The organism is Cellulosimicrobium sp. 22598, from assembly GCF_052044445.1.
GTDB classification, from domain to species: domain Bacteria; phylum Actinomycetota; class Actinomycetes; order Actinomycetales; family Cellulomonadaceae; genus Cellulosimicrobium; species Cellulosimicrobium cellulans_G.
Window position 1 is genome coordinate 156816 of record NZ_JBQEMZ010000008.1, and the last position, 25212, is coordinate 182027.

General features: G+C 74.2%; 23 protein-coding genes. All 23 read left to right on the top strand.

Going from position 1 to position 25212, the window contains the following annotated elements; translation table 11 throughout:
- Positions 1 to 21: 21 nt before the first annotated feature.
- The 23 genes from ACTJIY_RS10800 (at position 22) to ACTJIY_RS10910 (ending at position 25178) form a co-directional block, all read left to right on the top strand.
- Complete coding sequence (locus ACTJIY_RS10800; protein ID WP_353708739.1) at positions 22 to 1182, top strand: heme/hemin ABC transporter substrate-binding protein; 1161 nt, start codon at positions 22 to 24, stop codon at positions 1180 to 1182.
- Positions 1183 to 1250: 68 nt separating this feature from the next.
- Positions 1251 to 2324, top strand: a complete 1074-nt coding sequence (locus ACTJIY_RS10805; RefSeq protein ID WP_290445496.1) for a FecCD family ABC transporter permease — start codon at positions 1251 to 1253, stop codon at positions 2322 to 2324.
- On the top strand, positions 2321 to 3142 hold the full coding sequence (locus ACTJIY_RS10810) for a heme ABC transporter ATP-binding protein (RefSeq protein WP_353708740.1): 822 nt from the start codon (positions 2321 to 2323) through the stop codon (positions 3140 to 3142). The genes ACTJIY_RS10805 and ACTJIY_RS10810 overlap by 4 nt, the downstream gene beginning before the upstream one ends.
- Positions 3139 to 4524: a hypothetical protein gene (locus tag ACTJIY_RS10815; RefSeq protein ID WP_440674288.1), complete on the top strand. Its 1386-nt coding sequence runs from the start codon at positions 3139 to 3141 to the stop codon at positions 4522 to 4524. Before ACTJIY_RS10810 ends, ACTJIY_RS10815 begins: the two co-directional genes overlap by 4 nt.
- Positions 4521 to 5906, top strand: coding sequence for a hypothetical protein (locus tag ACTJIY_RS10820; RefSeq protein WP_440674289.1), 1386 nt, complete (start codon positions 4521 to 4523; stop codon positions 5904 to 5906). The genes ACTJIY_RS10815 and ACTJIY_RS10820 overlap by 4 nt, the downstream gene beginning before the upstream one ends.
- A gap of 164 nt (positions 5907 to 6070) precedes the next feature.
- On the top strand, positions 6071 to 7453 hold the full coding sequence (locus ACTJIY_RS10825) for an HtaA domain-containing protein (RefSeq protein WP_253053333.1): 1383 nt from the start codon (positions 6071 to 6073) through the stop codon (positions 7451 to 7453).
- Positions 7454 to 7461: 8 nt separating this feature from the next.
- Positions 7462 to 8742, top strand: a complete 1281-nt coding sequence (locus ACTJIY_RS10830; protein WP_440674290.1) for a WxL protein peptidoglycan domain-containing protein — start codon at positions 7462 to 7464, stop codon at positions 8740 to 8742.
- 175 nt (positions 8743 to 8917) lie between these two features.
- Positions 8918 to 10258 carry a homoserine dehydrogenase gene (locus tag ACTJIY_RS10835; RefSeq protein ID WP_439158126.1) on the top strand — a complete coding sequence of 447 codons (1341 nt, stop codon included), beginning with the start codon at positions 8918 to 8920 and terminating at the stop codon, positions 10256 to 10258.
- The gene (gene thrC, locus ACTJIY_RS10840) at positions 10258 to 11361 is read left to right on the top strand and encodes a threonine synthase (RefSeq protein WP_440674291.1); all 1104 of its coding nucleotides are present in this window, start codon (positions 10258 to 10260) and stop codon (positions 11359 to 11361) included. The genes ACTJIY_RS10835 and thrC overlap by 1 nt, the downstream gene beginning before the upstream one ends.
- On the top strand, positions 11361 to 12287 hold the full coding sequence (gene thrB / locus ACTJIY_RS10845; protein ID WP_439158128.1) for a homoserine kinase: 927 nt from the start codon (positions 11361 to 11363) through the stop codon (positions 12285 to 12287). The genes thrC and thrB overlap by 1 nt, the downstream gene beginning before the upstream one ends.
- A 261-nt stretch (positions 12288 to 12548) precedes the next feature.
- Positions 12549 to 14687, top strand: a complete 2139-nt coding sequence (gene rho / locus ACTJIY_RS10850) for a transcription termination factor Rho (RefSeq protein ID WP_440674292.1) — start codon at positions 12549 to 12551, stop codon at positions 14685 to 14687.
- A 166-nt stretch (positions 14688 to 14853) separates the two neighbouring features.
- The gene (rpmE, locus tag ACTJIY_RS10855; RefSeq protein WP_253053345.1) at positions 14854 to 15072 is read left to right on the top strand and encodes a 50S ribosomal protein L31; all 219 of its coding nucleotides are present in this window, start codon (positions 14854 to 14856) and stop codon (positions 15070 to 15072) included.
- 162 nt (positions 15073 to 15234) lie between these two features.
- A complete protein-coding gene (gene prfA / locus ACTJIY_RS10860; protein ID WP_253053347.1) occupies positions 15235 to 16338 on the top strand; it encodes a peptide chain release factor 1 in 1104 nt (367 codons plus the stop codon).
- A complete protein-coding gene (gene prmC, locus ACTJIY_RS10865) occupies positions 16331 to 17320 on the top strand; it encodes a peptide chain release factor N(5)-glutamine methyltransferase (protein WP_440674293.1) in 990 nt (329 codons plus the stop codon). Before prfA ends, prmC begins: the two co-directional genes overlap by 8 nt.
- Entirely contained in the window at positions 17317 to 18021 is a 705-nt protein-coding gene (locus ACTJIY_RS10870; RefSeq protein ID WP_253053351.1) for an L-threonylcarbamoyladenylate synthase, read from the top strand. Before prmC ends, ACTJIY_RS10870 begins: the two co-directional genes overlap by 4 nt.
- The gene (locus ACTJIY_RS10875) at positions 18018 to 19274 is read left to right on the top strand and encodes an MraY family glycosyltransferase (protein WP_439158132.1); all 1257 of its coding nucleotides are present in this window, start codon (positions 18018 to 18020) and stop codon (positions 19272 to 19274) included. Before ACTJIY_RS10870 ends, ACTJIY_RS10875 begins: the two co-directional genes overlap by 4 nt.
- Positions 19271 to 19753 carry a hypothetical protein gene (locus ACTJIY_RS10880; RefSeq protein ID WP_253053355.1) on the top strand — a complete coding sequence of 161 codons (483 nt, stop codon included), beginning with the start codon at positions 19271 to 19273 and terminating at the stop codon, positions 19751 to 19753. The genes ACTJIY_RS10875 and ACTJIY_RS10880 overlap by 4 nt, the downstream gene beginning before the upstream one ends.
- A 229-nt stretch (positions 19754 to 19982) precedes the next feature.
- A complete protein-coding gene (gene atpB / locus ACTJIY_RS10885) occupies positions 19983 to 20777 on the top strand; it encodes a F0F1 ATP synthase subunit A (RefSeq protein WP_253053357.1) in 795 nt (264 codons plus the stop codon).
- Positions 20778 to 20887: 110 nt separating this feature from the next.
- Positions 20888 to 21124: an ATP synthase F0 subunit C gene (locus ACTJIY_RS10890; protein WP_047232897.1), complete on the top strand. Its 237-nt coding sequence runs from the start codon at positions 20888 to 20890 to the stop codon at positions 21122 to 21124.
- Entirely contained in the window at positions 21124 to 21723 is a 600-nt protein-coding gene (locus ACTJIY_RS10895) for a F0F1 ATP synthase subunit B (RefSeq protein WP_353708748.1), read from the top strand. Before ACTJIY_RS10890 ends, ACTJIY_RS10895 begins: the two co-directional genes overlap by 1 nt.
- The gene (locus ACTJIY_RS10900; protein ID WP_253053361.1) at positions 21723 to 22538 is read left to right on the top strand and encodes a F0F1 ATP synthase subunit delta; all 816 of its coding nucleotides are present in this window, start codon (positions 21723 to 21725) and stop codon (positions 22536 to 22538) included. Before ACTJIY_RS10895 ends, ACTJIY_RS10900 begins: the two co-directional genes overlap by 1 nt.
- Before the next feature lie 109 nt (positions 22539 to 22647).
- Positions 22648 to 24279, top strand: a complete 1632-nt coding sequence (gene atpA / locus ACTJIY_RS10905; protein ID WP_253053363.1) for a F0F1 ATP synthase subunit alpha — start codon at positions 22648 to 22650, stop codon at positions 24277 to 24279.
- A 2-nt stretch (positions 24280 to 24281) separates the two neighbouring features.
- Positions 24282 to 25178: a F0F1 ATP synthase subunit gamma gene (locus ACTJIY_RS10910; protein WP_253053365.1), complete on the top strand. Its 897-nt coding sequence runs from the start codon at positions 24282 to 24284 to the stop codon at positions 25176 to 25178.
- The last annotated feature ends 34 nt before the right edge of the window (positions 25179 to 25212 follow it).

Here is a 25212-nt window from a genome sequence, read left to right on the forward strand (position 1 = left end):
CCGAACCGGAGCACCGCACCCATGCCTCAGGACCCTCCCCGTCCGACCCGCACCGCCCCGTCCTCACGCCCCGCCCGTCGCAGCGCCCGCCCCGTCCCGGTGGTCGTCCTCGGTGCGGTGCTCGCCGTCCTGACCGCCTGCTCCCTGACCGGCGCGGCCGGCAACGGTGCCGCCGCCGGGGCCGTCGACACCACGCCGCTCACCGAGCTCGACGCTCTGGACGACCCCCGGTCGTACGTGGGGGAGTCGACCGCGGTCCTCGCGGACGCTGCGGTCGATCCCGTCGCGGACGACCCGCAGCCGACGCTGCCCGCCACGGTGACCGACACGCAGGGCACCGAGGTCACCGTCACCGACACGAGCCGCATCCTCGCGCTCGACCTCTACGGCTCCACGTCGCGCGTCGTGTTCGAGCTCGGCCTGGGGGACAACGTCGTCGGGCGCGACCTGTCGTCAGGGTTCGAGGAGATCGCCGACGAGCCGCTCGTCACGACGAACGGGCACGAGCTGAGCGGCGAGGCGATCCTCGAGCTCGCCCCGACGGTGATCATCACCGACACGACGCTCGGGCCGTGGGACGTGGTCCTCCAGATGCGCGACGCGGGGATCCCCGTCGTCGTCGTGGACTCGCACCGGAACCTGGACAACGTCGGCACGCTGATTCAGCAGGTCGCCGACGCGCTGGGCGTCCCCGAGGAGGGCGCGGTGCTCGCGGAGCGCACGCAGGCCGAGATCGACGCGAAGCTCACGGAGATCGCGGCGCTCGTCCCGCAGGACCCGGCGGACCGCCTGCGCATCGCGTTCCTCTACGTGCGTGGTCAGGCCGGGGTGTACTACCTGTTCGGCTCCGGCTCCGGCGCGGACTCGCTCGTCAGCGCCCTGGGCGGGGTCGACGTCGCGACCGAGATCGGCTGGGACGGGATGCGACCGGTTAACGACGAGGGCCTCGTCGCGATGCAGCCGGACCTCCTCCTCATGATGACGAAGGGCCTCGAGTCCGTCGACGGCGTGGACGGCCTGCTCGAGCAGCTCCCGGCGATCGCCCAGACGCCCGCGGGCCAGCACCGACGCATCGTCGACATGGCGGACACCGAGATCCTCAGCTACGGCCCGAACACCGCGGGCGTGCTCGACGCCCTCGCCCGCGCGATCTACGCCCCGGCGCCCGGGGGCGCCTCGTGACGACGACGCACGTCCCGCGGGACGCGACCACCGCCGCCGACACCACCACCGATACGGCCGTCGCGACGCTGCGGGACCTCGACGGACCGGTCGCGCTCCCGCCGGCCCGGCCCGCGCGCGTGACCGCGCTCTTCGTCGCCCTCGCCCTCCTGCTCGTCGTCCTCGGGCTGGTCTCCGCCGGGATCGGGCAGCTCCACGTGCCGCCGTTCGAGGTGCTCGGATCGGTCCTGCACCGGCTCGGGCTCGACGTCGGGCCGATGCCCTCGCACCCCAACGGTGACGCGGCGCTGTGGACCATCCGGTTCCCGCGTGTCGTCATGGCGATGACGGTGGGCGCGGCGCTCGCGACCGCGGGCGCCGTCATGCAGGGCGTGTTCGGCAACCCGCTCGCCGAGCCGGGGGTCGTGGGGGTCTCGGCGGGGGCCGCCGTCGCCGCGTGCTCGACGATCGTCTTCGGCATCACCGTGCTCGGCCCGTGGACCATCGCGGTCGCCGCGTTCGTCGGCGGGCTGCTCACGACGCTCCTCGTCTACGCGCTCGCGCGGTCCCAGGGCCGCACCGAGGTCGTCACGCTCGTCCTCACGGGCGTCGCGGTCAACGCCGTGTGCGGCGCGGGCCTGGCTTTCCTCACGTTCCTCGGCGACACGCAGGCGCGCGAGCAGATCGTCTTCTGGCAGCTCGGCAGCCTCAACGGCACCCGGTGGCCGTACGTCGCGATCGTCCTGCCGCTCGTGCTCGTCGGGATCGGCGTGGCCGTCGTGCTCGCGCGCCGGCTCGACCTGCTCTCGCTCGGCGAGCGCGCCGCGCGCCACCTCGGGGTCGACGTCGAGCGGCTGCGGATCGTGTGCATCGTCGCGGTCGCGCTGCTCACGGGCGCGGCGGTCGCGTTCTGCGGGATCATCGCGTTCGTCGGGCTCGTCGTGCCGCACCTCGTGCGCATGGTCGTGGGGCCGGGGCACCGCGTGCTGGTCCCCGCGAGCGCGCTCGGCGGCGCGGTGCTGCTCACCGGCGCCGACCTGGTCGCCCGCACCGCGGTGCCGTACGCGGACCTGCCGCTCGGCATGCTCACCGCGCTCGTCGGCGGGCCGTTCTTCTTCTGGCTCCTGCGCCGCACGCGCCGTACGGCGGGGGGCTGGGCATGACCGCGACCGTGAACCCGCCCGTGCTGTCCGCCCGGGGCGTCGGCGTGCGGATCGAGGGCGCGACGATCCTCGCGGACGTCGACCTCGACGCGCTCGCGGGCGAGGTGCTCGTGCTCGTCGGACCCAACGGCGCGGGAAAGTCGACCCTGCTGGGCGTCCTCGCGGGCGACACGGCGCCGACGAGCGGGACCGTCGCGTGGGAGGGCGAGCCCCTCGCCGCGGTCGGCGTCGCCGAGCTCGCCCGACGTCGGGCGGTGCTCCTGCAGGAGACGCGCCTCAGCTTCCCGTTCCGCGTCGTCGACGTCGTCCGCATGGGTCGCGCGCCGTGGCGGGGCACGGCGCGCGAGGAGCACGACGACGAGGCCGTGGCGCGCGCGCACGTCACCGCCGACGTCCTGCACCTCGCCGCGCGCCGGTTCCCGAGCCTGTCGGGAGGGGAGAAGGCCCGCGCGTCGTTCGCGCGCGTCCTCGCCCAGGAGCCCCGGCTCCTGCTCCTCGACGAGCCGACCGCCGCCCTCGACATCCGCCACCAGGAGTACGTCCTCGCCCAGGCGCGCGAGCGTGCCGGGGTGGGCGACGCCGTCGTGGTCGTGCTGCACGACCTCTCGCTCGCCGCCGCGTGGGCGGACCGCGTCGTCGTGCTCGACGGCGGTCGGGTCGCCGGCGTGGGGACGCCCGACGAGGTGCTCACGGACGACCTCCTGACCCGCGTCTACCGCCATCCCGTGCGCACGCTGCGCCACCCCGAGACCGGCGAGCTGCTCGTCCTCCCGGCCCGCACCGCCACCCTGCCGACCCCGGAGCCGTCCCTCCCATGACCACCTCGACGATCCCGACAGCACACCCTCCCGTCCGCGCCCCGCGGCGGCCCGTCGCGCGCATCGCGCTCGCCGCGCTGCTCGCCCTCGTCGTGACCACGTCCGCGACCGTCGTCGGCACGGTCGTCGGTGCCGCTCCCGCGCACGCGGCGGCGCGCGTGACCGTGACGAACGACCAGGGCCGCGCGGAGGCTGATGCGACGTACGCGACGACGCTCACGCTCAGCGGCTCCGGGTTCCAGTCGATCCAGGGGGCGTTCGGCGGCGTGTACGTGTTCTTCGGCTGGGTGTCCGACCCCGCGGGCGGGTCGTGGGCACCGAGCCGCGGCGGCAGCACCGGCGCGGACTACCGGTACGTGCCCGACTCGGAGCAGGCCGACAACCAGGGCTTCCAGAAGTTCGTCGCCTTCCCGGGCTCGGACACGGAGTACGCCGCGAACGGCGGCGTGGTCGCCGCGGACGGGACGTGGTCGACGCGGCTCGTGGTCCCGGGCCCGACGTTCCAGGCGCTCGACCGCGGCGGGAACGCCGTGACCGTCGACTGCCGCGAGGTGCAGTGCGGGGTCATCACGATCGGCGCGCACGGCGTGCCGAACGCCAACAACGAGACGTTCACGCCGGTCGCGTTCACCGACGCCCAGGCGGGAGGCGGCACCGCCGCCGGCACGACGCCGGGCGCAGCGGACCAGGGCACGGTGGCGCAGGGCGAGACCGGCGATGCCACGCCACCGCCCGCACCCGCGGCCGCGGCCGGCACGGCGACGATCGGCGTCGACCAGGCGACCGCCGTCGCGGGCCGCGCGCTGAGCTTCGTGGCGCAGGGCTTCCAGCCGGGGGAGCAGGTCGTGGGGGTCCTGGACGACGGCGTGCTCGCCATCGGGCCGCTCACGGCCGGGAACCAGGGCGAGGTCGCGGGCCTGCTCGAGCTGCCCGCGGACCTGCGGGTCGGGACGCACGTCCTCCGCCTGACGGGTGCCGGGTCGGGCCTCGCGCCCGAGGTCGAGATCACGGTCCGCAAGGACCCCGCCGCGGTGGCCGCGGAGGAGGCCGCGGCCGAGGCCGCCGCGAGCGCCGGGCAGGGGTACTCGCCGGCCGAGATCGCCGTCGGCGTGGCGGCGCTCGTCCTGCTCCTCGTGCTCGTCTCGTCGTTCGTCTCCGCACGTCGGCGGCGCCGCGTGGCGCGCCCGGGCGCGGCAGCGTCCGGCGAGGCCGAGGCCGCGCAGGAGGCGACGGCGGACGTCGGACCCGGGGGCGGGGCGGTGGCACCACCGGTCCCGGCCTTCCACGGCGGCCCGCGCGTCGACGCTCGCGACGACGCGCCGACCCAGAGCCTGCCGCCCGTGGTCGTCCCGCAGGGTGAGCCCGTGGGACGGCACGCATGAGCGCCGGGACGCGCGCGCGGCGCTGGGTCGCCCGGGTCGCGGCGCTCGCGGGGATCGGGCTGCTGGCGCTCGCGGGCACGGTCGGGCCCGGGGCGGCCGCCGCGACCGCGACGGGTGGGAGCCTCGGTACGGGGCTGGGCATCGACGACGACGGCCGACCGGACTCGGCGGGGCTGCCGGTGACGGTGACGGTCCCGACGCTGGACGCCGGCGGCGGGCCGTTCACCGTGTCCGACGCCCAGCTCCGGTGGGGCCTCAACCACGAGGCGGGCAGCGCCGCGTTCTTCGGTGGCTGCAACTTCCTCATGGCGGGCGTGCCCGGGAGAGACGGCGACACGCACGGCGGCACGGTCTGGACCGAGGCCCACGGCTTCTACCGCGCGAGCGAGGGCGACGTCCGCGTCGTGCGCACCGACGCGTCCGGCGTGGAGCGCACCGCGAGCTTCGCGACGCGGTGCCAGGCGCCCGACGGGCAGCAGGTGTCGCTCGCGAACAACCTCAGCACGGGCGGGCAGGTCGTCGTCGACGGCGGCGTCGGGACCGTGGACCCCGAGGCCGGGACCGCGACGATCCGGTGGAAGGGCACCTTCACGACCGTCTTCTACGGCGGCCTGACCTACTGGTGGGCCAGCGATCCCGTGCTCACCGTCCGGGCCGACGGCACGGGCGAGCTCACCGCGACCGCGGGCGGGTTCGGCACGTCCATGGAGGACATGACCCGGTGGGAGCGGCTGCCCGCGACGCAGGTCGTGCTCGCGGACCTCGAGAAGGTCCTGCTGGGCGACCGCGCCGGCTTCCGCGCCGTGCCGCGCTACCTCGGCGTCACGACGGCCGCGACCGGCCTCACCGTGCGGCAGGCGGCACGGACGAGCGACAACGCCGCCCACTGGGGGGCCTTCCCCACGAGCTTCGTGCAGTTCCAGGTGCGGACCGGGCAGGCCGCGTACTGGTACACGTCGGGCGGCCAGCGCGACTGGGCGAAGGTCGCGGCGCCGCTGTACGTGAGCTACGACGCCGACGCGCCCGTCCCGCAGGAGCCGGGCGGCGGGGCGACGCCGCCGGTGGGGACGGTGTCCAACCCCGTGCTCACGCCCCCCGGCGTCCGCACCGGGCCCGGCGCGGGGACCGGGAGCGGCTCGTCCGTCCCCCGGGCGCCGTCGTCGCTCGGACCGCCGACGGACACGGCCGCGCCCGTCGCGTTCCTCGCGAGCCCCGCCGCCACGATCGGCGCAACGCGCACCGGGCTCGTGCCTGAGCTCGCGGACGCCCTGCGCGACCCGTCGCAACGGCTCGCGCTCATGACCACCGGGCTGCTGCTCGCCTCCGCGGGCACTGTCGTCGGGTTCCGGAAGGGCTGGCTCGTCCTGCCCTTCCGGGGATAGAGGTCCGCCCCGCCGTCGGACCCGGGCTGGCACCCGGACCCGACGGCAGGGCGGTCGCGCCGGCTCGTCCGGCATCGCGCACGCGGGCAGCGCGCGCACCCACCACTCACGAGAGCACCACTCACGGAGCACAGGAGCCGGCACGGCCGGCACGAGAGGACATCATGCACACGCACAGACATCGGACGCGACCCACGCACCGGCTGGTCGCCGGCGCCGCCGTCGCCGCGATCGGCCTCGGCACGGTCTGGGTCGCCGCGCCCGCCCAGGCGGCCGAGCAGACCGTCGAGGGGGCCTCCTTCGTGTGGGGCCTCAACGGCTACGCGCAGAAGGGCATCTTCGGCCCCTGGTCGTACAAGAACCTCACGGGCGACGCCGCCCAGCTCGTCGGGAGCGTCTCCGGCGGGACGCAGTCCGAGTACGTCGTCGACCCGGTCCCGGCCACGTCGTTCCCGGCCGAGCACGCGGGCAAGACCCCCAACGCGGTCAAGTTCACCGAGGGCTCCGGCACGTACGACGCGGACACGCACGAGCTCGCTCTCGCGTGGTCCGGCAGCTACACGGTCAACGCCTACCCGGCCCAGTTCGGCGCTCCCGACGAGATCTACGCGAACCCGCAGCTCGTCGTCGAGGCGGACGGCTCCGGCTCGTTCAGCGCGGAGTTCACGCTCGGCGCAGGCATCGACATGTCCGGCAACCCCGTCGACGAGCAGAGCTACGGACGCCTCGACCTCGTGACGTTCTCCCCGGGCTCGGTCGATGTCGTCGACGCCGACACGGTCCGCATCACGCCCGACTTCCAGGGCATCGAGGTCGACCCCGCCGACAGCTCGCCGCAGACGCGCAACTGCGTCGCGTCGGGCACCGCGACGGGCTGGTGGGGCTCGTGGGCGCCCGAGTTCGTCAACACGCTGCCGGGCAGCGTCCGCCCGCACTTCTACTCGACCGGCTGCGGCGGCATGCAGGACCTCAAGCCGGCCCTGCCGATCGACGTCACCTACGCGGTCGACGCCGGCCCCGTCGACCCGGGTGGTCCGGGTGAGCCCGAGGAGCCCGGCGAGGGCGACGTGCCGATCGACGTGACCGTGCCCGAGGTCGAGGAGCCCGAGGAGCCGGGCGAGTTCGTCTGGACGATCGAGGGCGGTACCCCGGCCGTGAGCCTCGGCACCGCGACCGTGCGCGACGGCTCGTTCGTCGCGAGCGGCGTGCTGCCGAAGGTGACGATCACCGACACGCGCGCGGGCCAGCCTGCGTGGGCGATCAACGGGTCCGTGAGCGACTTCGCGTCGGGCAGCAAGACGTTCTCCGGCAAGTACCTCGGCTGGGGCCCGGCGCTCGCCGGGGACAACACGGTGGGCGCGGGCAACGGCCGCGTCGTCGTCGCGGGCGAGGGCGAGGGCCTCAAGGCGTCCTCCACGCTCGCGTCGGCTCCTGCCGGCCACCCGAAGGGCTCGGTCCAGGCCGAGGCCGCGATCGACCTGCGCCTGCCGCTCGACACGGGGGCCGGGGACTACACCGGCATCCTGACCCTCACCGCGGTGGGCTGACCGGACCGATGAACCGAGACGCCGCCGCCCCCGTCCGTACGCACCGCCCCGCACGGGGCGCGGCGGCGCTCGTCGGTGCGCTCGCCGCCCTGCTCGCGCTCGTCCCTGCCGGGGCGGCGCGGGCGGGGGGCGAGGTGCCCACGGTGCCCGTGGCGCCCGTGGTCTCCGCCCTCGCGGGGGACACCACGGGCGACCTGAGCTGGGGTCTGCTGCCCGCCGACAACGACCACGGCACCGACCGGCCCAACTTCTCCTACGCCGTCGGACGCGGAGACACGATCTCCGACACCGTCGTCCTGACCAACCACTCCGCGCAGCGCCTCGAGCTGCGCACCTACGCCGCCGACGCGTTCACGACGACGTCCGGGCAGCTCGACCTGCTCCCCGCCGGGGAGACGTCCTCGGACCTCGGGTCGTGGATCGCCCTGGGGGCCGGCACGGTCACGGTCGACCCTGGCCAGTCCCTCGACGTCCCGTTCACGATCACCGTGCCCGACGACGCCTCGCCCGGCGACCACTCCGCCGGGGTCATCACCTCCCTCGTCCAGCAGGCGTCCGCGTCCACCGTCGCGCTCGACCGGCGTCTGGCGCTGCGCGTGCACGCGCGCGTCGAGGGTGCCCTGGCCCCGACGGTCGAGGTGAGCGACGTGGAGGTGGTCCACCACGACGTCGCGAACCCCTTCGGCACGTCGTCAGCGACCGTGCGGTACACCCTGACCAACACGGGGAACGCGCGCGTCGTGCCGGCCGAGTCCGTCACCGTGACCGGGCCGTTCGGCTGGGCGACCATCACCGGGGGTGACGGTGAGCTGCCGGAGCTGCTCCCCGGCTCGGCGCTCGAGCGCGAGGTCGCCGTGACCGGGGTGCGACCCCTGGGCCGCGCCGACGCCTCGGTGACCGTCACCGCCACAGCCGTCGGGATCGGCGGGGGAGCGACGGCGAGCGACGACGGCGGCGCGCAGACCTGGGCGGTCCCGTGGGCCGCTCTCGCGCTCGTCGGTCTGGTGCTGCTCGTCGCGCTGCGCGGCCCGGCGCTCGTCGCCGCGCTCCGTCGTCGTCGGGCCGCGAGGGCCGCCGCGGGCGGCGGCCGGGCGGCCGGCCCCGCGACCTCGACCTCGGGCGCGGTCCCGGAGAGCTCGGGGGCGGACCCCGCCCCGGAGGCGGGTGCCGCCGCGCCGGACCCGTCCGCGCTGACCACCGACCAGCTCGAGGAAGCCCTGGAACGCGCCCGCGCCGAGGGCCGCGCGCAGACGCTCGCGGAGCGCGGCGGCCGCGAACCGGAGGCCTGACTCCCGCGGTGGTCCGACACGTGGTCGGGCGGCGCCGTCGCGAGGGGTGGACACGTATCCTGTCGCTGCCGCTCCCACGCCCGACCCGTCGCCCCGCGCGACGGCGCGGCACCGGTCACCCGTGACCGGTCCCGGGCCCGGGAGCTCGCCCGCCCGTCCCCGAGGAAGGTCCGTCGTGCCCCCTGCCGCCGAGTCCCACCCGCCCCTGCGCGTCGCCCTGCTGGGGTGCGGCGTCGTCGGCACCCAGGTCGCGCGGCTGCTGACGGAGCAGGCGGACGACCTCGCCTCGCGCGTGGGCGCCCGCCTCGAGCTCGTCGGGATCGCGGTACGGAACGCGGCCGCGCCGCGCGCCGCGTCGGTCGACCGCTCGCTCCTGACCGAGGACGCGGAGGATCTCGTCGCGCGCGCCGACATCGTCGTCGAGGTCATGGGCGGCATCGAGCCCGCCCGGTCGCTCCTGCTGCGCGCGATCGACGCCGGCGCCGCCGTCGTCACGGCGAACAAGGCGCTGCTCGCCGAGGACGGACCGACGCTCTACAAGGCCGCCGACGCGGCCGGCGTCGACATCTACTTCGAGGCCGCCGTCGCGGGCGCGATCCCCATCGTGCGCCCGGTGCGCGAGTCGCTCGCGGGCGACCGCGTGCGCCGCGTGCTCGGCATCGTCAACGGGACGACCAACTACGTCCTCGACCAGATGGCCACGACCGGCATGGACCTCGAGGAGGCCGTGAAGGAGGCGCAGGACCTCGGCTACGCGGAGGCGGACCCGACGGCCGACGTCGAGGGCTACGACGCCGCGGCCAAGGCCGCGATCCTCGCGAGCCTCGCCTTCCACACCCGCGTCTCCCTCGACGACGTCGCGCGCGAGGGCATCATGTCCGTCACCGCCGACGACGTCGCGTGGGCGGCGCAGACCGGCCACGTCATCAAGCTCCTCGCCATCGCGGAGCGGCGCGAGGGCGCCGCGGTGGGCGCGTCGGCCGGCGTCTCGGTGCGCGTGCACCCGGCGCTCGTGCCGACGTCGCACCCCCTCGCGAACGTCCGCGGGTCGTTCAACGCGGTGTTCGTCGAGGCGGAGTCCGCGGGCGAGCTCATGTTCTACGGGCGGGGCGCCGGCGGCGCGCCCACGGCGTCGGCGGTCCTGGGCGACGTGGTCTCGGCCGCGCGCCACCGCGTGCTCGGGGGCAAGGGCCCGCAGGAGTCCACCTACGCCGAGCTCGCGATCCTCCCGGCGAGCGCGGCCGTGACCCGCTACCAGGTGCGCCTCGACGTCGACGACCGCCCGGGCGTGCTCGCGCAGGTCGCGCACGCGCTCGCCGAGCACGACGTCTCCATCGAGGCCGTCCGCCAGCCCGCGGCACCGGGCGGTGCGGGCGTCGCGGAGCCCGGGGTCGCCGAGCTCCTCATCACCACGCACGCGGCGCCGGAGTCGGCGCTGTCCGCGACCGTCGCGGCGGTCGCCGAGCTCGAGCCCGTCCGCACGATCACGTCCGTCCTGAGAGTCGAGGGAGCCTGATGGCCCACCAGTGGAGAGGCATCATCTCCGAGTACCGCGACCGTCTGCCGGCGCACGTCGCCGAGCGGATCGTCACGCTCGGCGAGGGCGGCACGCCGCTCGTCGAGGCCCCGGCGCTCTCGGAGCGCACCGGCGCGCAGGTCTTCGTCAAGGTCGAGGGCATGAACCCCACGGGGTCCTTCAAGGACCGCGGCATGACGACGGCGATCTCCGCGGCCGCGGGCCGCGGCGCGCGGGCGGTCGTGTGCGCGTCCACGGGCAACACGTCGGCGTCGGCCGCCGCGTACGCCGTGCGCGCCGGGATGACGTGCGCCGTGCTCGTCCCGGACGGCAAGATCGCGATGGGCAAGCTCAGCCAGGCGATCGCGCACGGCGCGCGCCTGCTCCAGGTCGACGGCAACTTCGACGACTGCCTCGTCGCCGCGCGCAAGCTCGCCGACTCCTACCCGGTCGAGCTCGTCAACTCGGTGAACCCCGACCGGATCGAGGGCCAGAAGACCGGCGCGTTCGAGATCGTCGACGCGCTGGGCGACGCGCCCGACATCCACGCGCTGCCCGTCGGCAACGCGGGGAACATCACCGCGTACTGGAAGGGCTTCCGCGAGTACGCGGGCCAGGGCGCGCCGGGGCACGCGGGCGAGGGGCTGCCGGCCGTGTCCACGCACGTCCCGCAGATGTGGGGCTTCCAGGCCGCGGGCGCCGCGCCGATCGTCGCGGGCCACCCGATCACCGAGCCGGAGACGATCGCGACCGCGATCCGCATCGGGAACCCCGCGTCGTGGGAGCTCGCCGAGGCGGCGCGCGACGAGTCGGGCGGCGTCATCGAGGCCGTCACGGACGAGCAGATCCTCGCGGCCCACCGGGTCCTGTCGAGCGAGGTCGGCGTGTTCGTCGAGCCCGCGTCGGCGGCCGGTGTCGCCGGGATCCTCTCGCGCGCCGAGCGCGGGCTCGTCCCCGCGGGCGCGCGCATCGTCGTCACGGTCACGGGCCACGGGCTCAAGGACCCGCAGTGGGCGCTGCGCACGCTCGACGGGAGCGAGGTCACCCCGACGCGCGTGAGCGCCGACGTCGTGTCCATCGCCGACGCCCTCGGGCTCGACTGATGCAGCTCGGCGCGGACCACGTGCGGGTGCGCGTCCCGGCGACGAGCGCCAACCTCGGCCCCGGCTTCGACGCGCTGGGGCTGGCGCTCGCTCTCCACGACGTGCTCGAGGTGCGTGCGCTCGCGAGCGACGACGTGGTCGTCGACGTCGAGGGAGAGGGCGCGGGGGAGGTGCCCGGCGACGCGTCCCACCTCGTGGTGCGTGCCCTGCGGGCCGCGCTCGACGTCGCGGGCGCTCCGCAGACGGGCCTGCACCTGACCTGCGTGAACCGCGTCCCGCACGGGCGCGGCCTCGGGTCCTCGGCGGCGGCCGTCGTCGCGGGCATCGTGGCCGCGCGGGCGCTCGTCGCCGACCCGTCGGTGCTCGACGACGACGTGGCCCTCGACCTCGCGACCGCCATCGAGGGGCACCCGGACAACGCGGCGCCCGCGCTCCTGGGCGGTGCCACCGTGGCGTGGGACGCCGGGTCCGAGGCGGGCGCCCGCGCGGTGCGGCTCGACGTGCACCCCGAGCTGCGCGCGACCGTGCTCGTGCCCTCGGCGCGGCTCGCGACCAGCCGGGCGCGGGGCGTGCTCCCGGCCCAGGTGCCGCACGCCGACGCCGCCTTCAATGCCGGGCGCGCCGCGCTCCTCGTCGAGGCGCTCACCCGGCGGCCCGACCTGCTGCTCGACGCCACGGACGACCGTCTGCACCAGGCGTACCGGGCGGACGTCATGCCGTCGTCGTTCGAGCTCGTCCAGGCGTTGCGCGCCCGCGGCCTCGCGGCGACCGTCTCGGGAGCCGGCCCGACCGTCCTCGTGCTCTCGGCGGCCGACGGGCTGGAGGAGGTCGCGCGCGTCGCGGACTCCCTCGTCGGGGGGACCGCCGACTGGGCCGTGCGCCGCCTCGACGTCGACACGCGGGGCGTCGTGGCCGAACGGCTCTGACCTCGGTCGCGCCGGTGCTAGGATGATTCCAGCCTTCGGTCACGCTCTCGCACCAGTACGTCCGCCCGCAGAGCGCGCTCTCATCCACCGGGTGTGCTGCGACCGAGCAGTCCGAGAGAAGGCAATCCAGCCCCGCGTCAGATGACGTCGTCGTACCACTGACGCGTGGCGACACCTACGCACCGGCCGTCACGGCCGGGCGTCGACCACCCGCGGCCCGCCCTCTGAGCGGCGGGCGCAAACGAGGGGGAAGGGTCCTTCGTGACAGACACCATCGACACCGCCACGAGCAGCGCGACCGGTTCGGCCGCTGCCGGCGGGACCGCCCGGACCGGCGCGCTCTCCACGCTGCGCCTCCCGGAGCTGCAGGCGCTCGCCTCGCAGCTCGGGGTCAAGGGCACGTCCAAGATGCGCAAGGGCGATCTTGTGGACGTCATCCGCGCCCGCACCGGCGAGCAGAGCGCCTCCGAGCGCCCCGCCGCGCCGCGGCGCGACACGGACGGGGCGAACGCCTCGGGCCGTGAGACGAGCGAGGCGCCCGCCGCCTCCGGGCGCGGCCGCAGCCGCCGCGCCGAGCGTCCCGCCGCGAGCCCGGCGGCCACCACCGACAGCGCCGCGACGGCGCGCCAGTACGCGCCGTCGGCCGCGAGCCGCGAGGAGCGGACGGCCGCCCCCGTGCTCGACCTGCCCGTGCGTGCCGACGAGCAGCGCACGGAACAGCGCGGCGAGCGTCGCGACGGTCGTCGTGACTCCCGCTCGGAGGCCGCCGCCGCGGTCGCCGAGGCGCTCGGCGAGCAGGGCGTGCGCACGCGCGACACCTCGAACGAGTCCGCCGACGAGCGCGCCGCGCGCGCCGCCGCGGCGGTCGGCCTCGTCACGGGCGAGCGCGGCTCGCGCCGTGCGGGTCGCGGCGCCGGCGCACCCCGGAACGGCGAGGGCGACGGCGACGCGACGCGCGCCGACCGTCAGCGCGACCAGCAGGGCGGCGAGCGCCAGCGCGACCAGCAGGGCGGCGCCCCGCAGCGTGAGCAGCAGAGCGGTGGCCAGGGTCGCGGCGAGCGTCAGGGCGACCGGCGGGACGACCGCCAGCTGCTGGACGACGAGCGCGGCGGCCGACGCCGCCGGGGTCGCGACCGCGGCCGCGAGCGCGACCGCAAGCGTGGCCGCAACCGCCAGGGACCGGACCTCGCGGGCCTCGACGACATCGAGGTCAACGAGGACGACGTCCTGCTCCCCGTCGCCGGCATCCTCGACATCCTCGACAACTACGCGTTCGTGCGCACGAGCGGGTACCTGCCGGGCCAGAACGACGTCTACGTCTCGCTCGGCCAGGTGAAGAAGGCCGGCCTGCGCCGCGGTGACGCCGTCACCGGCGCGGTGCGCCAGCCGCGCGAGGGCGAGAACCAGGGCAACACGGCGCGCCAGAAGTTCAACGCGCTCGTCCGCCTGGACTCGGTCAACGGCATGTCGCCCGAGGAGGCGCGCCAGCGTCCCGAGTTCACCAAGCTCACGCCCCTGTACCCGCAGGAGCGCCTGCGCCTCGAGAACTCCGAGGCCACGCGCCTGACGCCGCGCGTCATCGACATCGTCGCGCCGATCGGCAAGGGTCAGCGCGGCCTCATCGTCGCGCCGCCCAAGGCCGGCAAGACGATCATCATGCAGCAGATCGCGAACGCGATCACGGCCAACAACCCCGAGGTCCACCTCATGGTGGTGCTCGTGGACGAGCGGCCCGAAGAGGTCACGGATATGGAGCGGACGGTGAAGGGCGAGGTCATCGCCTCGACGTTCGACCGCCCCGCGTCCGACCACACGATCGTCGCCGAGCTCGCGATCGAGCGCGCGAAGCGCCTGGTCGAGCTCGGCCAGGACGTCGTCGTGCTCCTCGACTCGCTGACCCGCCTGTCGCGTGCCTACAACCTCGCGGCGCCCGCCTCGGGCCGCATCCTGTCCGGTGGTGTGGACGCGTCCGCGCTCTACCCGCCCAAGCGGTTCTTCGGCGCGGCCCGCAACATCGAGAACGGCGGCTCGCTGACGATCCTCGCCTCGGCGCTCGTGGAGACGGGCTCCAAGATGGACGAGGTCATCTTCGAGGAGTTCAAGGGCACGGGGAACATGGAGCTCCGCCTGTCCCGCAACCTCGCCGACAAGCGCATCTTCCCGGCCGTGGACGTCAACGCGTCCGGCACGCGCCGCGAGGAGATCCTCCTGTCGCCGGACGAGCTGAAGATCGTCTACAAGCTCCGCCGCGTGATGGGCGCGCTCGACCAGCAGCAGGCGATCGAGCTGCTGCTCGGCCAGCTCAAGAAGACCCAGACGAACGTCGAGTTCCTGCTCCACGTCCAGAAGACGACGCCCGGCGGTCTCGCGGACGACGAGAACGTCGGCCGCACGATCTGACGGTCGGCCGGCAGGAGCCGACGGCGGGCGGCCCCGGGAAGTTCTCGGGGCGCCCGCGCGTTCTGGCACAATGGTTCGTCGGCCTGCGTCCGTCAGGCCGCGTGTCGCCGGTTCACAGGTGCGGTCGCCGCACCTGACCCGGAGACGTCACCCCAAGGAGAAAACCGTGAAGTCTGGTATCCACCCCGAGTACGTCGTCACCGAGGTGACCTGCACCTGTGGGAACACCTTCGTGACGCGCAGCACCGAGGCGTCGGGCAAGATCAGCTCCGACGTGTGCAGCGCCTGCCACCCGTTCTACACGGGCAAGCAGAAGATCCTCGACACCGGTGGCCGTGTGGCCCGCTTCGAGGCCCGCTACGGCAAGAAGGCCGCCGACAAGTAGCGACACCGCAGCGCCGGTGGTCCGATCCCGACAACCTCTCCAGGGGCAGTCGGCGAGGTCGGACCACCGGCGCTGTTGCTTTGCCCGAGAGATCCTCCCGATCCTCGCGCGGTCGCGCCTCCCGCCGACGACCGCGACCCGCCCGTCACCGAGGAGCCGTCCGTGACCGAGTCGTTCGCCGCCGTCGAGCCGCTGCTGGCCGAGCACGCCGACATCGAGACCCAGCTCGCCGACCCCGCCGTCCACGCCGACGCGGGCCGCGCGCGCACGCTGGGGCGGCGCTACGCCGAGCTCAACCAGGTCGTCGGCGCGTACCGCGCGTGGCGCGAGGCGAGCGACGACGCCGAGGCCGCCGCGGAGCTCGCGACCCTCGGCGGGGAGGACGGGGAGGCGTTCGCCGCGGAGCTCCCCGGACTGCGCGCCGCCGAGGAGGAGGCGCGCGAGCGCCTGCGCCGCGTGCTCGTCCCGCGCGACCCGGACGACGGCCGCGACGTCATCCTCGAGATCAAGGCGGGCGAGGGCGGCGAGGAGTCGGCGCTGTTCGCGGGGGACCTGCTGCGCATGTACCTGCGGTACGCGGAGCGACGCGGCTGGAAGACGGAGGTCCTCGAGTCGACCGACTCCGACCTCGGCGGCTTCAAGGACGTCCAGGTGGCGGTCAAGGCGCGCAGCACGCCGTCCGACCCCGCGGACGGCGTCTGGGCGAACCTCAAGTACGAGGGCGGCGTGCACCGGGTCCAGCGCGTCCCCGTGACCGAGTCGCAGGGACGGATCCACACGTCGGCGGCCGGGGTGCTCGTCTTCCCCGAGGTCGAGGACGCGGGCGAGGTCGAGATCGACCCGAACGACCTGCGCATCGACGTCTACCGCTCGTCCGGCCCGGGCGGGCAGTCCGTCAACACCACCGACTCCGCCGTCCGCATCACGCACCTGCCGACCGGCATCGTCGTGTCGATGCAGAACGAGAAGTCGCAGCTCCAGAACCGCGAGCAGGCGATGCGCGTCCTGCGCGCGCGCCTGCTCGCCGCCCAGCAGGAGGCTGCCGCCGCCGAGGCCGCCGACCTGCGCCGCTCCCAGGTCCGCACCGTCGACCGCTCCGAGCGCATCCGCACCTACAACTTCCCGGAGAACCGCATCGCGGACCACCGCACCGGGTACAAGGCGTACAACCTCGACCAGGTGCTCGACGGCGACCTCGACCCGGTCGTGCGCTCGGCGGTCGAGGCCGACGAGGCGGCGCGTCTCGCGAGCGCCGGCGATGCCTGAGCCGCTCGGTCCGACCCCGCCGTCGGACGGCGGCACCTCGGCCTGGCTGCGCTGGGCGGCGGCCGTCCTCGACGCCGCCGGGGTGCCCTCGGCGCGCGCGGACGCCGAGCTCCTGCTCGCCCACGCCCTCGCGGTGCCCCGCGCCGAGGTGGCCCGTCGCGCGGTCCTCGGCACGCCCGTGCCGGACGACGTCGCGCCCGCCCTCGCGCAGCTCGTCGCCCGGCGCGCGCAGCGCGTGCCGCTCCAGCACCTCGTGGGCACCGCGCCGTTCCGGCACCTCGAGCTGGCCGTCGGACCGGGCGTCTTCGTCCCGCGGCCGGAGACCGAGCAGGTCGCGCAGGTCGCCGTCGACGAGGCCCGCGCGGTCGTGGCCGGAACGGGGCGCGCGACCGTCGTCGACCTGTGCACCGGCTCGGCGGCGATCGCGCTCGCCGTCGCGACGGAGGTCGCCGGGACCGACGTGCACGCGGTCGAGCTCGACGCCGCCGCCCACGCCTGGGCCGAGCGGAACGTGACGGCCGTGCGGGAGGCGAGCGGCGTCGTCGTGCGCCTGGTGCGGGGCGACGCCCGCACGGCGCTCGCCGGGCCCGCCGCCGACGGTGGTCTCGACGGCGTGGTCGACGTCGTCGTGTCCAACCCGCCGTACGTGCCCCCCGGGGCCGTCCCGCGCGACCCCGAGGTGGCCGACCACGACCCCGGCGTGGCGCTCTACGGCCTCGGGCCCGACGGTCTCGAGGTGCCGCGGGGGATCACGGCCGCGGCCGCGCGGCTCCTGCGTCCCGGCGGCCTCTACGTCATGGAGCACGCCGAGGTCCAGGCCGCCGCCGCGCGGGACATGGTCGCGGCGACCGGCGCGTTCGTCGACGTCCGCACCGTCGTCGACCTCACGGGACGCGACCGCATGGTCGTGGCCCGGCGCTCGGGACCCGAGCACGCCGGTGACCCGGAGCCCGCCCCCGAGCGTGGAAGGATGGACCCGTGAGCTCCGTCCACCCCGTGACCGACCCGAACACCTGGGGCGCCGGCATCGACGAGGCGGTCAACGCGATCTCCCGCGGTGGCCTCGTCGTGCTGCCCACCGACACCGTCTACGGCATCGGCGCCGACGCGTTCGACGCCGAGGCCGTCGCCGCGCTCCTCGCGGCCAAGGGCCGCGGCCGGCACATGCCGCCGCCCGTGCTCGTGCCCGACGCGCGCACGCTCGACGGACTCGCCACCGACGTGCCCGACGCCGCGCGCCGCCTCGTCGAGGCCTTCTGGCCCGGAGGCTTCACGATCATCCTGCGGGCGCAGCCCTCGCTGGCCTGGGACCTGGGGGAGACGCACGGGACCGTCGCGCTGCGCATGCCCGACCACCCGGCGGCGCTCGCGCTCCTGCGCCGCACGGGCCCGCTCGCGGTGTCGTCGGCGAACGCGACCGGACGTCCCGCGGCCCTCGACGTCGACGACGCGCGGGCACAGCTCGGCGAGGCCGTGGCGGTCTACCTCGACGGCGGCGCGGCGACCGGCGGGGTGGCGTCGACCATCGTCGACGCGACGTCCGACACGCTGCGCGTCGTGCGCCAGGGCGCGGTCACGCTCGACCGCCTCCGCGAGGTCGCGGACGTCGCGGGCCCGGACGACCCGCCCGCCGACGCCCAGACCGCCGACGACGCCGGGGAGCCGGAGGCGAACGGCGGGTGAGGGTCTACCTGCTCGTGATGCTCGTCGCCGCCGTGGTGACGTTCCTCACGACGCCCTTCGCGCGCTGGGTCGCGCTGCGCACCGGTGCGATCACCGCCGTGCGCGACCGCGACGTCCACACGATCCCGACCCCCCGCCTCGGCGGCCTCGCGATGCTGCTGGGCCTCGTGGTGGCGGTCGTCTTCGCGTCGCAGATGCCGTTCCTCGAGAGTGTGTTCGTCGGCGAGGTCGCGGGCCGGCTCGTGGCCGACCCGCGGATCTGGGGGATCGTGGGCGGGGCGGCGATCGTCTGCGTGCTCGGGATCGCCGACGACATCTGGGACCTCGACTGGATGACGAAGCTCGCGGGGCAGGTGCTGGCGGCGGGGCTGATGGCCACGCAGGGCGTCGTCCTGTACCGGCTGCCCCTCGGGATCGGGGACCAGCAGCTCATCTGGTCCTCGCGACTCCAGCTCGCCGCGACGATCCTCGTGGTGGTCGTCGCGATGAACGCGGTCAACTTCGTCGACGGCCTGGACGGCCTGGCCGCGGGGCTCGTCGCGATCGGCGGCACGGCGTTCTTCGTCTACTCGTACGTGCTCACGCAGAAGGCGAGCGCCGACGACTACTCGAGCCTCGCGACGCTCGTGATCGCCGCGCTCGTCGGCATCTGCGTCGGCTTCCTGCCGCACAACTTCCATCCCGCGCGCATCTTCATGGGGGACTCGGGCTCGATGGTCCTCGGGCTCGTCATGTCGGCCGCGGCGATCGTCGTGACCGGCAAGATCGAGACCGACGCGCTCTCCGGCGCGCAGCAGATCCCGGCCTTCATCCCGATCCTGCTGCCGCTCGCGGTGATCCTCCTGCCCCTGCTCGACATGGGCATGGCGGTGGTGCGCCGCGTCGCGCGGGGGAAGTCGCCGTTCCACCCGGACCGCATGCACCTGCACCACCGGATGCTCGCGATCGGGCACTCGCACCGGCGCGCCGTGCTCATCCTCTACGTCTGGACGGCGGTGTTCGCCTTCGCCGCCGTCGCGCTGGTGCAGTGGCACTGGCACGGCGTCGCCGTGGGCCTCGCCGTCGCCGTCCTGATCGCCGCGGTCCTCACCCTCGGCCCGCTGCGCACGCGTGGCCGGTTCCTGGACGACGACGCCGCGACCACGACGTCGTCCGTGCCCGTCACGACCACCACCTCCGACGACGACCCGAGCCCGGCCGCCCCGTCGGCCGCGCCCGCCGTCACGACACCGCCGAAGGAAGCCCTGAGATGACCACGAGCCAGCCCGATCCCGCCCAGCCGGACGGCGGGCAGCCCGCCGAGCAGACGATCGGCCCGCACGGCCAGGCCGTGCGCGCGGTCTTCCGGACCGCGCTGCGGGACGTCCTCGTGCTGCTGGGCGCGCTCACGGTCCTCGGCGTCGCGATCGGTGCGCTCGTCGCCGGGCTGCCGGGAGTGTGGGGCGCGCTCCTGGGCGTCGGCGTCGCGCTGCTCTTCTCGGCGACCACGGTCTGGGCGATGCTGCGCACGGTGGACGCGAGCCCGACGACGACCGCGGCGGTCGTCATGGGGAGCTGGCTCGCGAAGATGGTCGTGCTCATCGTCATCCTCGTGGTCCTGCGCGGCATGGACTTCTACGACCGGTGGGTCTTCGCCGGGGTCCTGCTCGTCGGCGTCGTCGGCTCCGCGGTGCTCGACTACCGGGCCGTGAGCAGGGGGCGGATCCCGTACGTCGAGCCCGACGCCCGCTGACCGACCACGCCCCTACCAGGTGGGCGGCGCCCGGGCCAGGGACCAGTTGCCCGGAGCGCATGAGCAAAATGTCACAAGCGCCGCCAGATCGGCGTGAGCACGCCGATCCATACGTTAGGCTACTGGCGAATCCATGACGGCCAGGTCCGACGGCGTGCCCACCAACGAGTGACGGCTGCCCGGACCACACGACCATTGGGAGTCCACCCTGTCCACGCTTGCGACCCCCGTGCTCCTCGCTGCTTCCGAGAGCGAAGGTGGCTTCCACGCGCCGTCGATCGCCGACTTCTTCCCGCCGGCCATCCTCTTCGAGGGCACGATCTTCCAGATCGACCGCATCTGGATCGTCCGCGTCGTCGCGACGATCGTCCTGCTGTCGATCTTCGTCATCGCGGCGCGCCGCGCGAAGCTCGTCCCCGGCCGGTTCCAGAACGCCATCGAGATGATCCTCGACTTCGTGCGCGTGCAGGTCGTCGAGGAGATCATGGGCAAGGAGAACGCGAAGCGCTTCGTGCCCATGATCACGACGATCTTCTGCGCGATCCTCGCGTTCAACATCACGGGCATCATCACCGGCCTCAACATGGCCGGCACCGCCCGGATCGGCATCCCGCTGCTCCTCGCCCTCTGGGTCTTCGTGACCTACTGGTACGTCGGCATCAAGAAGCACGGCCTCGGCGGCTACCTCAAGAGCAACCTCTTCCCCCCGGGGATCCCGGCGCCGATCTACCTGATCGTCACGCCGATCGAGCTGCTCCAGATCCTCATCATCCGGCCGGCCTCGCTGGCCATCCGTCTCGTCGCCAACATGGTCGCCGGGCACATCATGCTCGTCCTGTGCTTCGCGGCCACGCAGTACTTCTTCTTCGAGGCGGCTCCCGCGATGAAGGCGCTCGGGGTCCTCAGCCTGGCCGGCGGCTTCGCCTTCACGCTCTTCGAGATCCTGGTCGCCGCGCTGCAGGCGTACATCTTCGCCCTGCTCGCCGCGGTCTACATCAACATGTCGCTCGAGGAAGAGCACTGACCTGACGGTCGGCGCGCCTCGCCGCTCGCACCACCAGCTCGCTCCAGACGCATCAACCCACGCGACGCCGGACCACCCAGGGCCGGCGCCCAACGGAAGGAACACCCATCGTGGACGTCACCACCCTCGCCGAGGTCACCGGTAACCTCAACTCGGTCGGCTACGGCCTCGCCGCGATCGGCCCGGGCATCGGCCTCGGTATCCTCATCGGCAAGACCATCGAGGGCATCGCCCGCCAGCCTGAGGTCGCCGGCCAGCTCCGCGCCACCATGTTCCTCGGTGTCGCGTTCGTCGAGCTCCTCGCCCTGCTGGGTCTCGTCGCCGGCTTCCTCTTCCCCGCGGCGTGATGTCGGCGCTGACGAGCGCCGCCGGTTCGCTGGTGGCGCAGACGGAGGAGCCGGAGGGGATCGACCTCTTCCTGCCGGCCGGCTACGACCTGCTCTGGTCGGCGGTCGTCCTCGTCGTCATCGCGATCGTCTTCTACAAGGCCGTCCTGCCCAAGTTCCAGGCGGTGCTCGACGAGCGCACCGCGAAGATCGAGGGTGGCCTCGCCAAGGCGGAGTCCGCCCAGGCGGAGGCCGCGGCGGCGCTGGCGGAGTACCACCAGCAGCTCCAGGAGGCGCGCACGGAGGCGGCGAAGATCCGCGAGGAGGCGCGTGCCGAGGGCACGGCCATCGTCTCGGACCTGCGGGCGAAGGCGTCGGACGACGCCGCGCGCATCGTCGAGACGGCGCACCGCCAGATCGAGGCCGAGCGCCAGCAGGCCGCGGTCTCGCTGCGCAACGACGTCGGTCTGCTCGCGACGGAGCTCGCCTCGAAGATCGTCGGCGAGTCGCTCGCCGACTCGGCGCGCCAGAGCCGCGTCGTCGACCGCTTCCTCGACGAGCTCGAGGCCGTGGGTCCCGCGGCGGCGAGCGCGGCGGGCACGGCCTCCGAGGAGCGCTGATGCGCGGAACGAGCGGCGAGTCCCTGACGCAGGCGCGGGACCGGTTCGAGCCGGTCCTGCGCTCGGCGGGCGAGGGCGCGCTGGCGCTGGGCGAGCAGCTCTTCGCGGTCACCGCGGCGTTCGACGAGTCCGCGCCGCTGCGGCGCTCGCTCGCGGACCCGTCGCGGTCCGGCGCGGACAAGGCGGCCCTCGTGACCGCCGTCCTCGCGTCGGGCTTCGACGAGCGGGTCGTGGACCTCGTGGCCGGTCTCGTCCGGTCGCGCTGGACCCGCGAGGGTGACCTCGCGGACGCGACCGAGCGCCTGGGCCTGGACGCGGTCCTCGCGTCGGCCGAGGCCCGCGGTGCTCTGGAGAAGGTCGAGGACGAGCTGTTCCGGACGTCGCGCGCGCTCGTCGGGCAGCGCGAGGCGCGACAGGTCCTCTCCGACGACACGACCGACCCCGAGCGTCGCGCCGCGTTCCTGCACGCGCTGCTCGACGGCAAGGTCGACACGGTCACCGAGGTGCTCGCGGTCCACGCGACGCGCGCGCTGCGCGGTCGCCGGTTCGTCCCGACGCTGGGCTGGATCGGGGAGATCGCGGCCGAGCGCCGGCAGCGTCTCGTCGCCTCGGTCACGTCGGCCACGGTGCTCACGCAGGTCCAGCTCGACCGTCTCGCGACGCTGCTCGAGCGGGCCTACGGCCGCGCGGTGCAGCTCAACGTGACGGTGGACCCGGCCGTGCTCGGCGGGCTCCGCGTCCAGGTGGGCGCCGACGTCGTGGACTCCACCGTGCTCTCCCGGCTCGCCGACGCGCGCCGACGTCTCGTGAGCTGACGAGCCGACCCTTCCGACCGACGACCGTCCTGCCGGCCACCGGCCGCACAACCGACAAACGTTCGACCGCACCCGAACCACGAGGTGCGGCCACGACAGGAGAAGAGCAATGGCTGAGCTGACGATCCGGCCGGAGGAGATCCGGGCCGCTCTGGACAGCTTCGTGAAGTCCTACGAGCCCGAGGGCGCCGTGTCCGAGGAGGTGGGCCGGGTCACCCTGGCCGCCGACGGCATCGCCCAGGTCGAGGGTCTCCCGGGCGCGATGGCCAACGAGCTGCTGCGCTTCGAGGACGGGACCCTCGGTCTCGCCCTCAACCTCGACGTCCGCGAGATCGGTGTCGTCGTGCTCGGCGAGTTCACCGGCATCGAGGAGGGGCAGGAGGTCCGTCGCACGGGCGAGGTCCTCTCGGTCCCCGTCGGCGACGGCTACCTCGGCCGCGTCGTCGACCCGCTGGGCAACCCGATCGACGGCCTCGGCGAGGTCGCGACCGAGGGCCGCCGCGCCCTGGAGCTCCAGGCGCCCGGCGTCATGGCCCGCAAGTCGGTCCACGAGCCCCTCCAGACCGGTCTCAAGGCGATCGACTCGATGATCCCGATCGGCCGTGGTCAGCGCCAGCTGATCATCGGCGACCGCCAGACGGGCAAGACGGCGATCGCGATCGACACGATCATCAACCAGAAGGCGAACTGGGAGTCGGGCGACCCGACCAAGCAGGTCCGCTGCATCTACGTCGCGATCGGCCAGAAGGGCTCGACCATCGCGTCCGTCCGCGGCGCGCTCGAGGACGCCGGCGCGCTCGAGTACACGACGATCGTCGCGGCTCCCGCCTCGGACCCCGCGGGCTTCAAGTACCTCGCCCCCTACACCGGCTCGGCCATCGGCCAGCACTGGATGTACGGCGGCAAGCACGTCCTCATCGTGTTCGACGACCTGTCGAAGCAGGCCGAGGCCTACCGTGCGGTGTCGCTGCTGCTGCGTCGCCCGCCGGGCCGCGAGGCGTACCCGGGTGACGTCTTCTACCTGCACTCCCGCCTCCTCGAGCGTTGCGCGAAGCTCTCCGACGAGCTCGGCGCCGGCTCGATGACGGGCCTGCCGGTCATCGAGACCAAGGCGAACGACGTGTCGGCGTACATCCCGACGAACGTCATCTCCATCACGGACGGCCAGATCTTCCTCCAGTCCGACCTGTTCAACGCGGACCAGCGCCCCGCCGTCGACGTCGGCATCTCGGTGTCGCGCGTCGGTGGTGACGCGCAGGTCAAGGCGATGAAGAAGGTCTCGGGCACGCTGAAGCTCGAGCTCGCCCAGTACCGTGCGCTCGAGGCGTTCGCGATGTTCGCGTCCGACCTCGACGCGGCCTCGCGCGGCCAGCTGCAGCGCGGCGCGGTCCTCATGGAGCTGCTCAAGCAGGGCCAGTACTCGCCGTTCCCGGTCGAGGAGCAGGTCGCGTCCATCTGGGCCGGCACCAAGGGCAAGATCGACGACGTCCCGGTCGAGGACGTGCGTCGCTTCGAGTCCGAGCTGCTCGACCACCTGCGCCGCAACACGGACGTCCTCTCGACGATCGCCGAGTCCGGCAAGCTCGAGGACGAGACCGAGTCGCAGCTCGCCGCGGCGGTCGACGCGTTCCGCTCCGGCTTCCTCAAGGGTGACGGCTCGCCGCTCGTCGGCGGCGACACCGAGGACGAGGCCGAGACGGAGATCGAGCAGGAGCAGATCGTCCGGCAGAAGAGGGCCTGAGCATGGCCGGATCCCAGCGCGTCTACAAGCAGCGGATCAAGTCGACGCAGTCGCTCAAGAAGATGTTCCGCGCGCAGGAGCTCATCGCTGCGTCGCGCATCGGCAAGGCGCGCGACCGCACGGCCGCCGCGTCGCCGTACGCCCGGGCGATCACCCGGGCGGTCTCGGCCGTCGCGACGCACACGTCGACGAAGCACCCGCTGACCAGCGAGCGCACGGACACCAACCGCGTGGCGGTGCTCGTCGTCGCGTCCGACCGCGGCATGGCCGGCGCGTACTCGGCGTCGATCATCCGCGAGACGGAGCGCCTCGTCGAGCGTCTCGTGGCCGAGGGCAAGGAGGTCGCGCTCTACGCGGCCGGACGTCGTGCCATCTCGTACTACACGTTCCGCGGGCGCGAGCTCGCCGGCTCGTGGTCGTACGGGTCGGACGCGCCGAACTCGGAGGTCGCGGGGGAGATCGCGGACGCCCTGCTGGGCGCGTTCCTCGCCCCGGCCGCCGAGGGCGGCGTGAGCGAGCTGCACATCGTGTACACGCAGTTCGTCAACATGGTCACGCAGCGCCCGCGCGTCGTGCGGATGCTCCCGCTCGAGGTCGTCGAGGGCGTCGCCCCGGCGGGCAAGCACGACGTGCTCCCGCTGTACGACTTCGAGCCCTCGCCCGAGGCCGTGCTCGACGCGCTGCTCCCGCGCTACGTGCGCAGCCGGATCTTCAGCTGCCTCCTCGAGGCGGCGGCGTCCGAGCTCGCGGCACGTCAGCGGGCGATGCACACGGCGACGGACAACGCGGAGGACCTCATCCGCAACTACACGCGGCTGGCGAACCAGGCGCGTCAGGCGGACATCACCCAGGAGATCAGCGAGATCGTCTCGGGTGCCGACGCCCTGGCGGCGTCATGACGGGCCGCACGGCCCGCGCGGCCAGCACCATCAT

Excerpts from the sequence above, each read along its gene's own strand:
- ACTJIY_RS10800 (WP_353708739.1), top strand. The coding sequence starts at position 22 with ATGCCTCAGGACCCTCCCCGTCCGACCCGCACCGCCCCGTCCTCACGC.
- ACTJIY_RS10810 (WP_353708740.1), top strand. The coding sequence starts at position 2,321 with ATGACCGCGACCGTGAACCCGCCCGTGCTGTCCGCCCGGGGCGTCGGC.
- ACTJIY_RS10815 (WP_440674288.1), top strand. The coding sequence starts at position 3,139 with ATGACCACCTCGACGATCCCGACAGCACACCCTCCCGTCCGCGCCCCG.
- ACTJIY_RS10820 (WP_440674289.1), top strand. The coding sequence starts at position 4,521 with ATGAGCGCCGGGACGCGCGCGCGGCGCTGGGTCGCCCGGGTCGCGGCG.
- ACTJIY_RS10825 (WP_253053333.1), top strand. The coding sequence starts at position 6,071 with ATGCACACGCACAGACATCGGACGCGACCCACGCACCGGCTGGTCGCC.
- ACTJIY_RS10830 (WP_440674290.1), top strand. The coding sequence starts at position 7,462 with ATGAACCGAGACGCCGCCGCCCCCGTCCGTACGCACCGCCCCGCACGG.
- thrC (WP_440674291.1), top strand. The coding sequence starts at position 10,258 with ATGGCCCACCAGTGGAGAGGCATCATCTCCGAGTACCGCGACCGTCTG.
- thrB (WP_439158128.1), top strand. The coding sequence starts at position 11,361 with ATGCAGCTCGGCGCGGACCACGTGCGGGTGCGCGTCCCGGCGACGAGC.
- prmC (WP_440674293.1), top strand. The coding sequence starts at position 16,331 with ATGCCTGAGCCGCTCGGTCCGACCCCGCCGTCGGACGGCGGCACCTCG.
- ACTJIY_RS10880 (WP_253053355.1), top strand. The coding sequence starts at position 19,271 with ATGACCACGAGCCAGCCCGATCCCGCCCAGCCGGACGGCGGGCAGCCC.
- ACTJIY_RS10895 (WP_353708748.1), top strand. The coding sequence starts at position 21,124 with ATGTCGGCGCTGACGAGCGCCGCCGGTTCGCTGGTGGCGCAGACGGAG.
- ACTJIY_RS10900 (WP_253053361.1), top strand. The coding sequence starts at position 21,723 with ATGCGCGGAACGAGCGGCGAGTCCCTGACGCAGGCGCGGGACCGGTTC.
- atpA (WP_253053363.1), top strand. The coding sequence starts at position 22,648 with ATGGCTGAGCTGACGATCCGGCCGGAGGAGATCCGGGCCGCTCTGGAC.
- ACTJIY_RS10910 (WP_253053365.1), top strand. The coding sequence starts at position 24,282 with ATGGCCGGATCCCAGCGCGTCTACAAGCAGCGGATCAAGTCGACGCAG.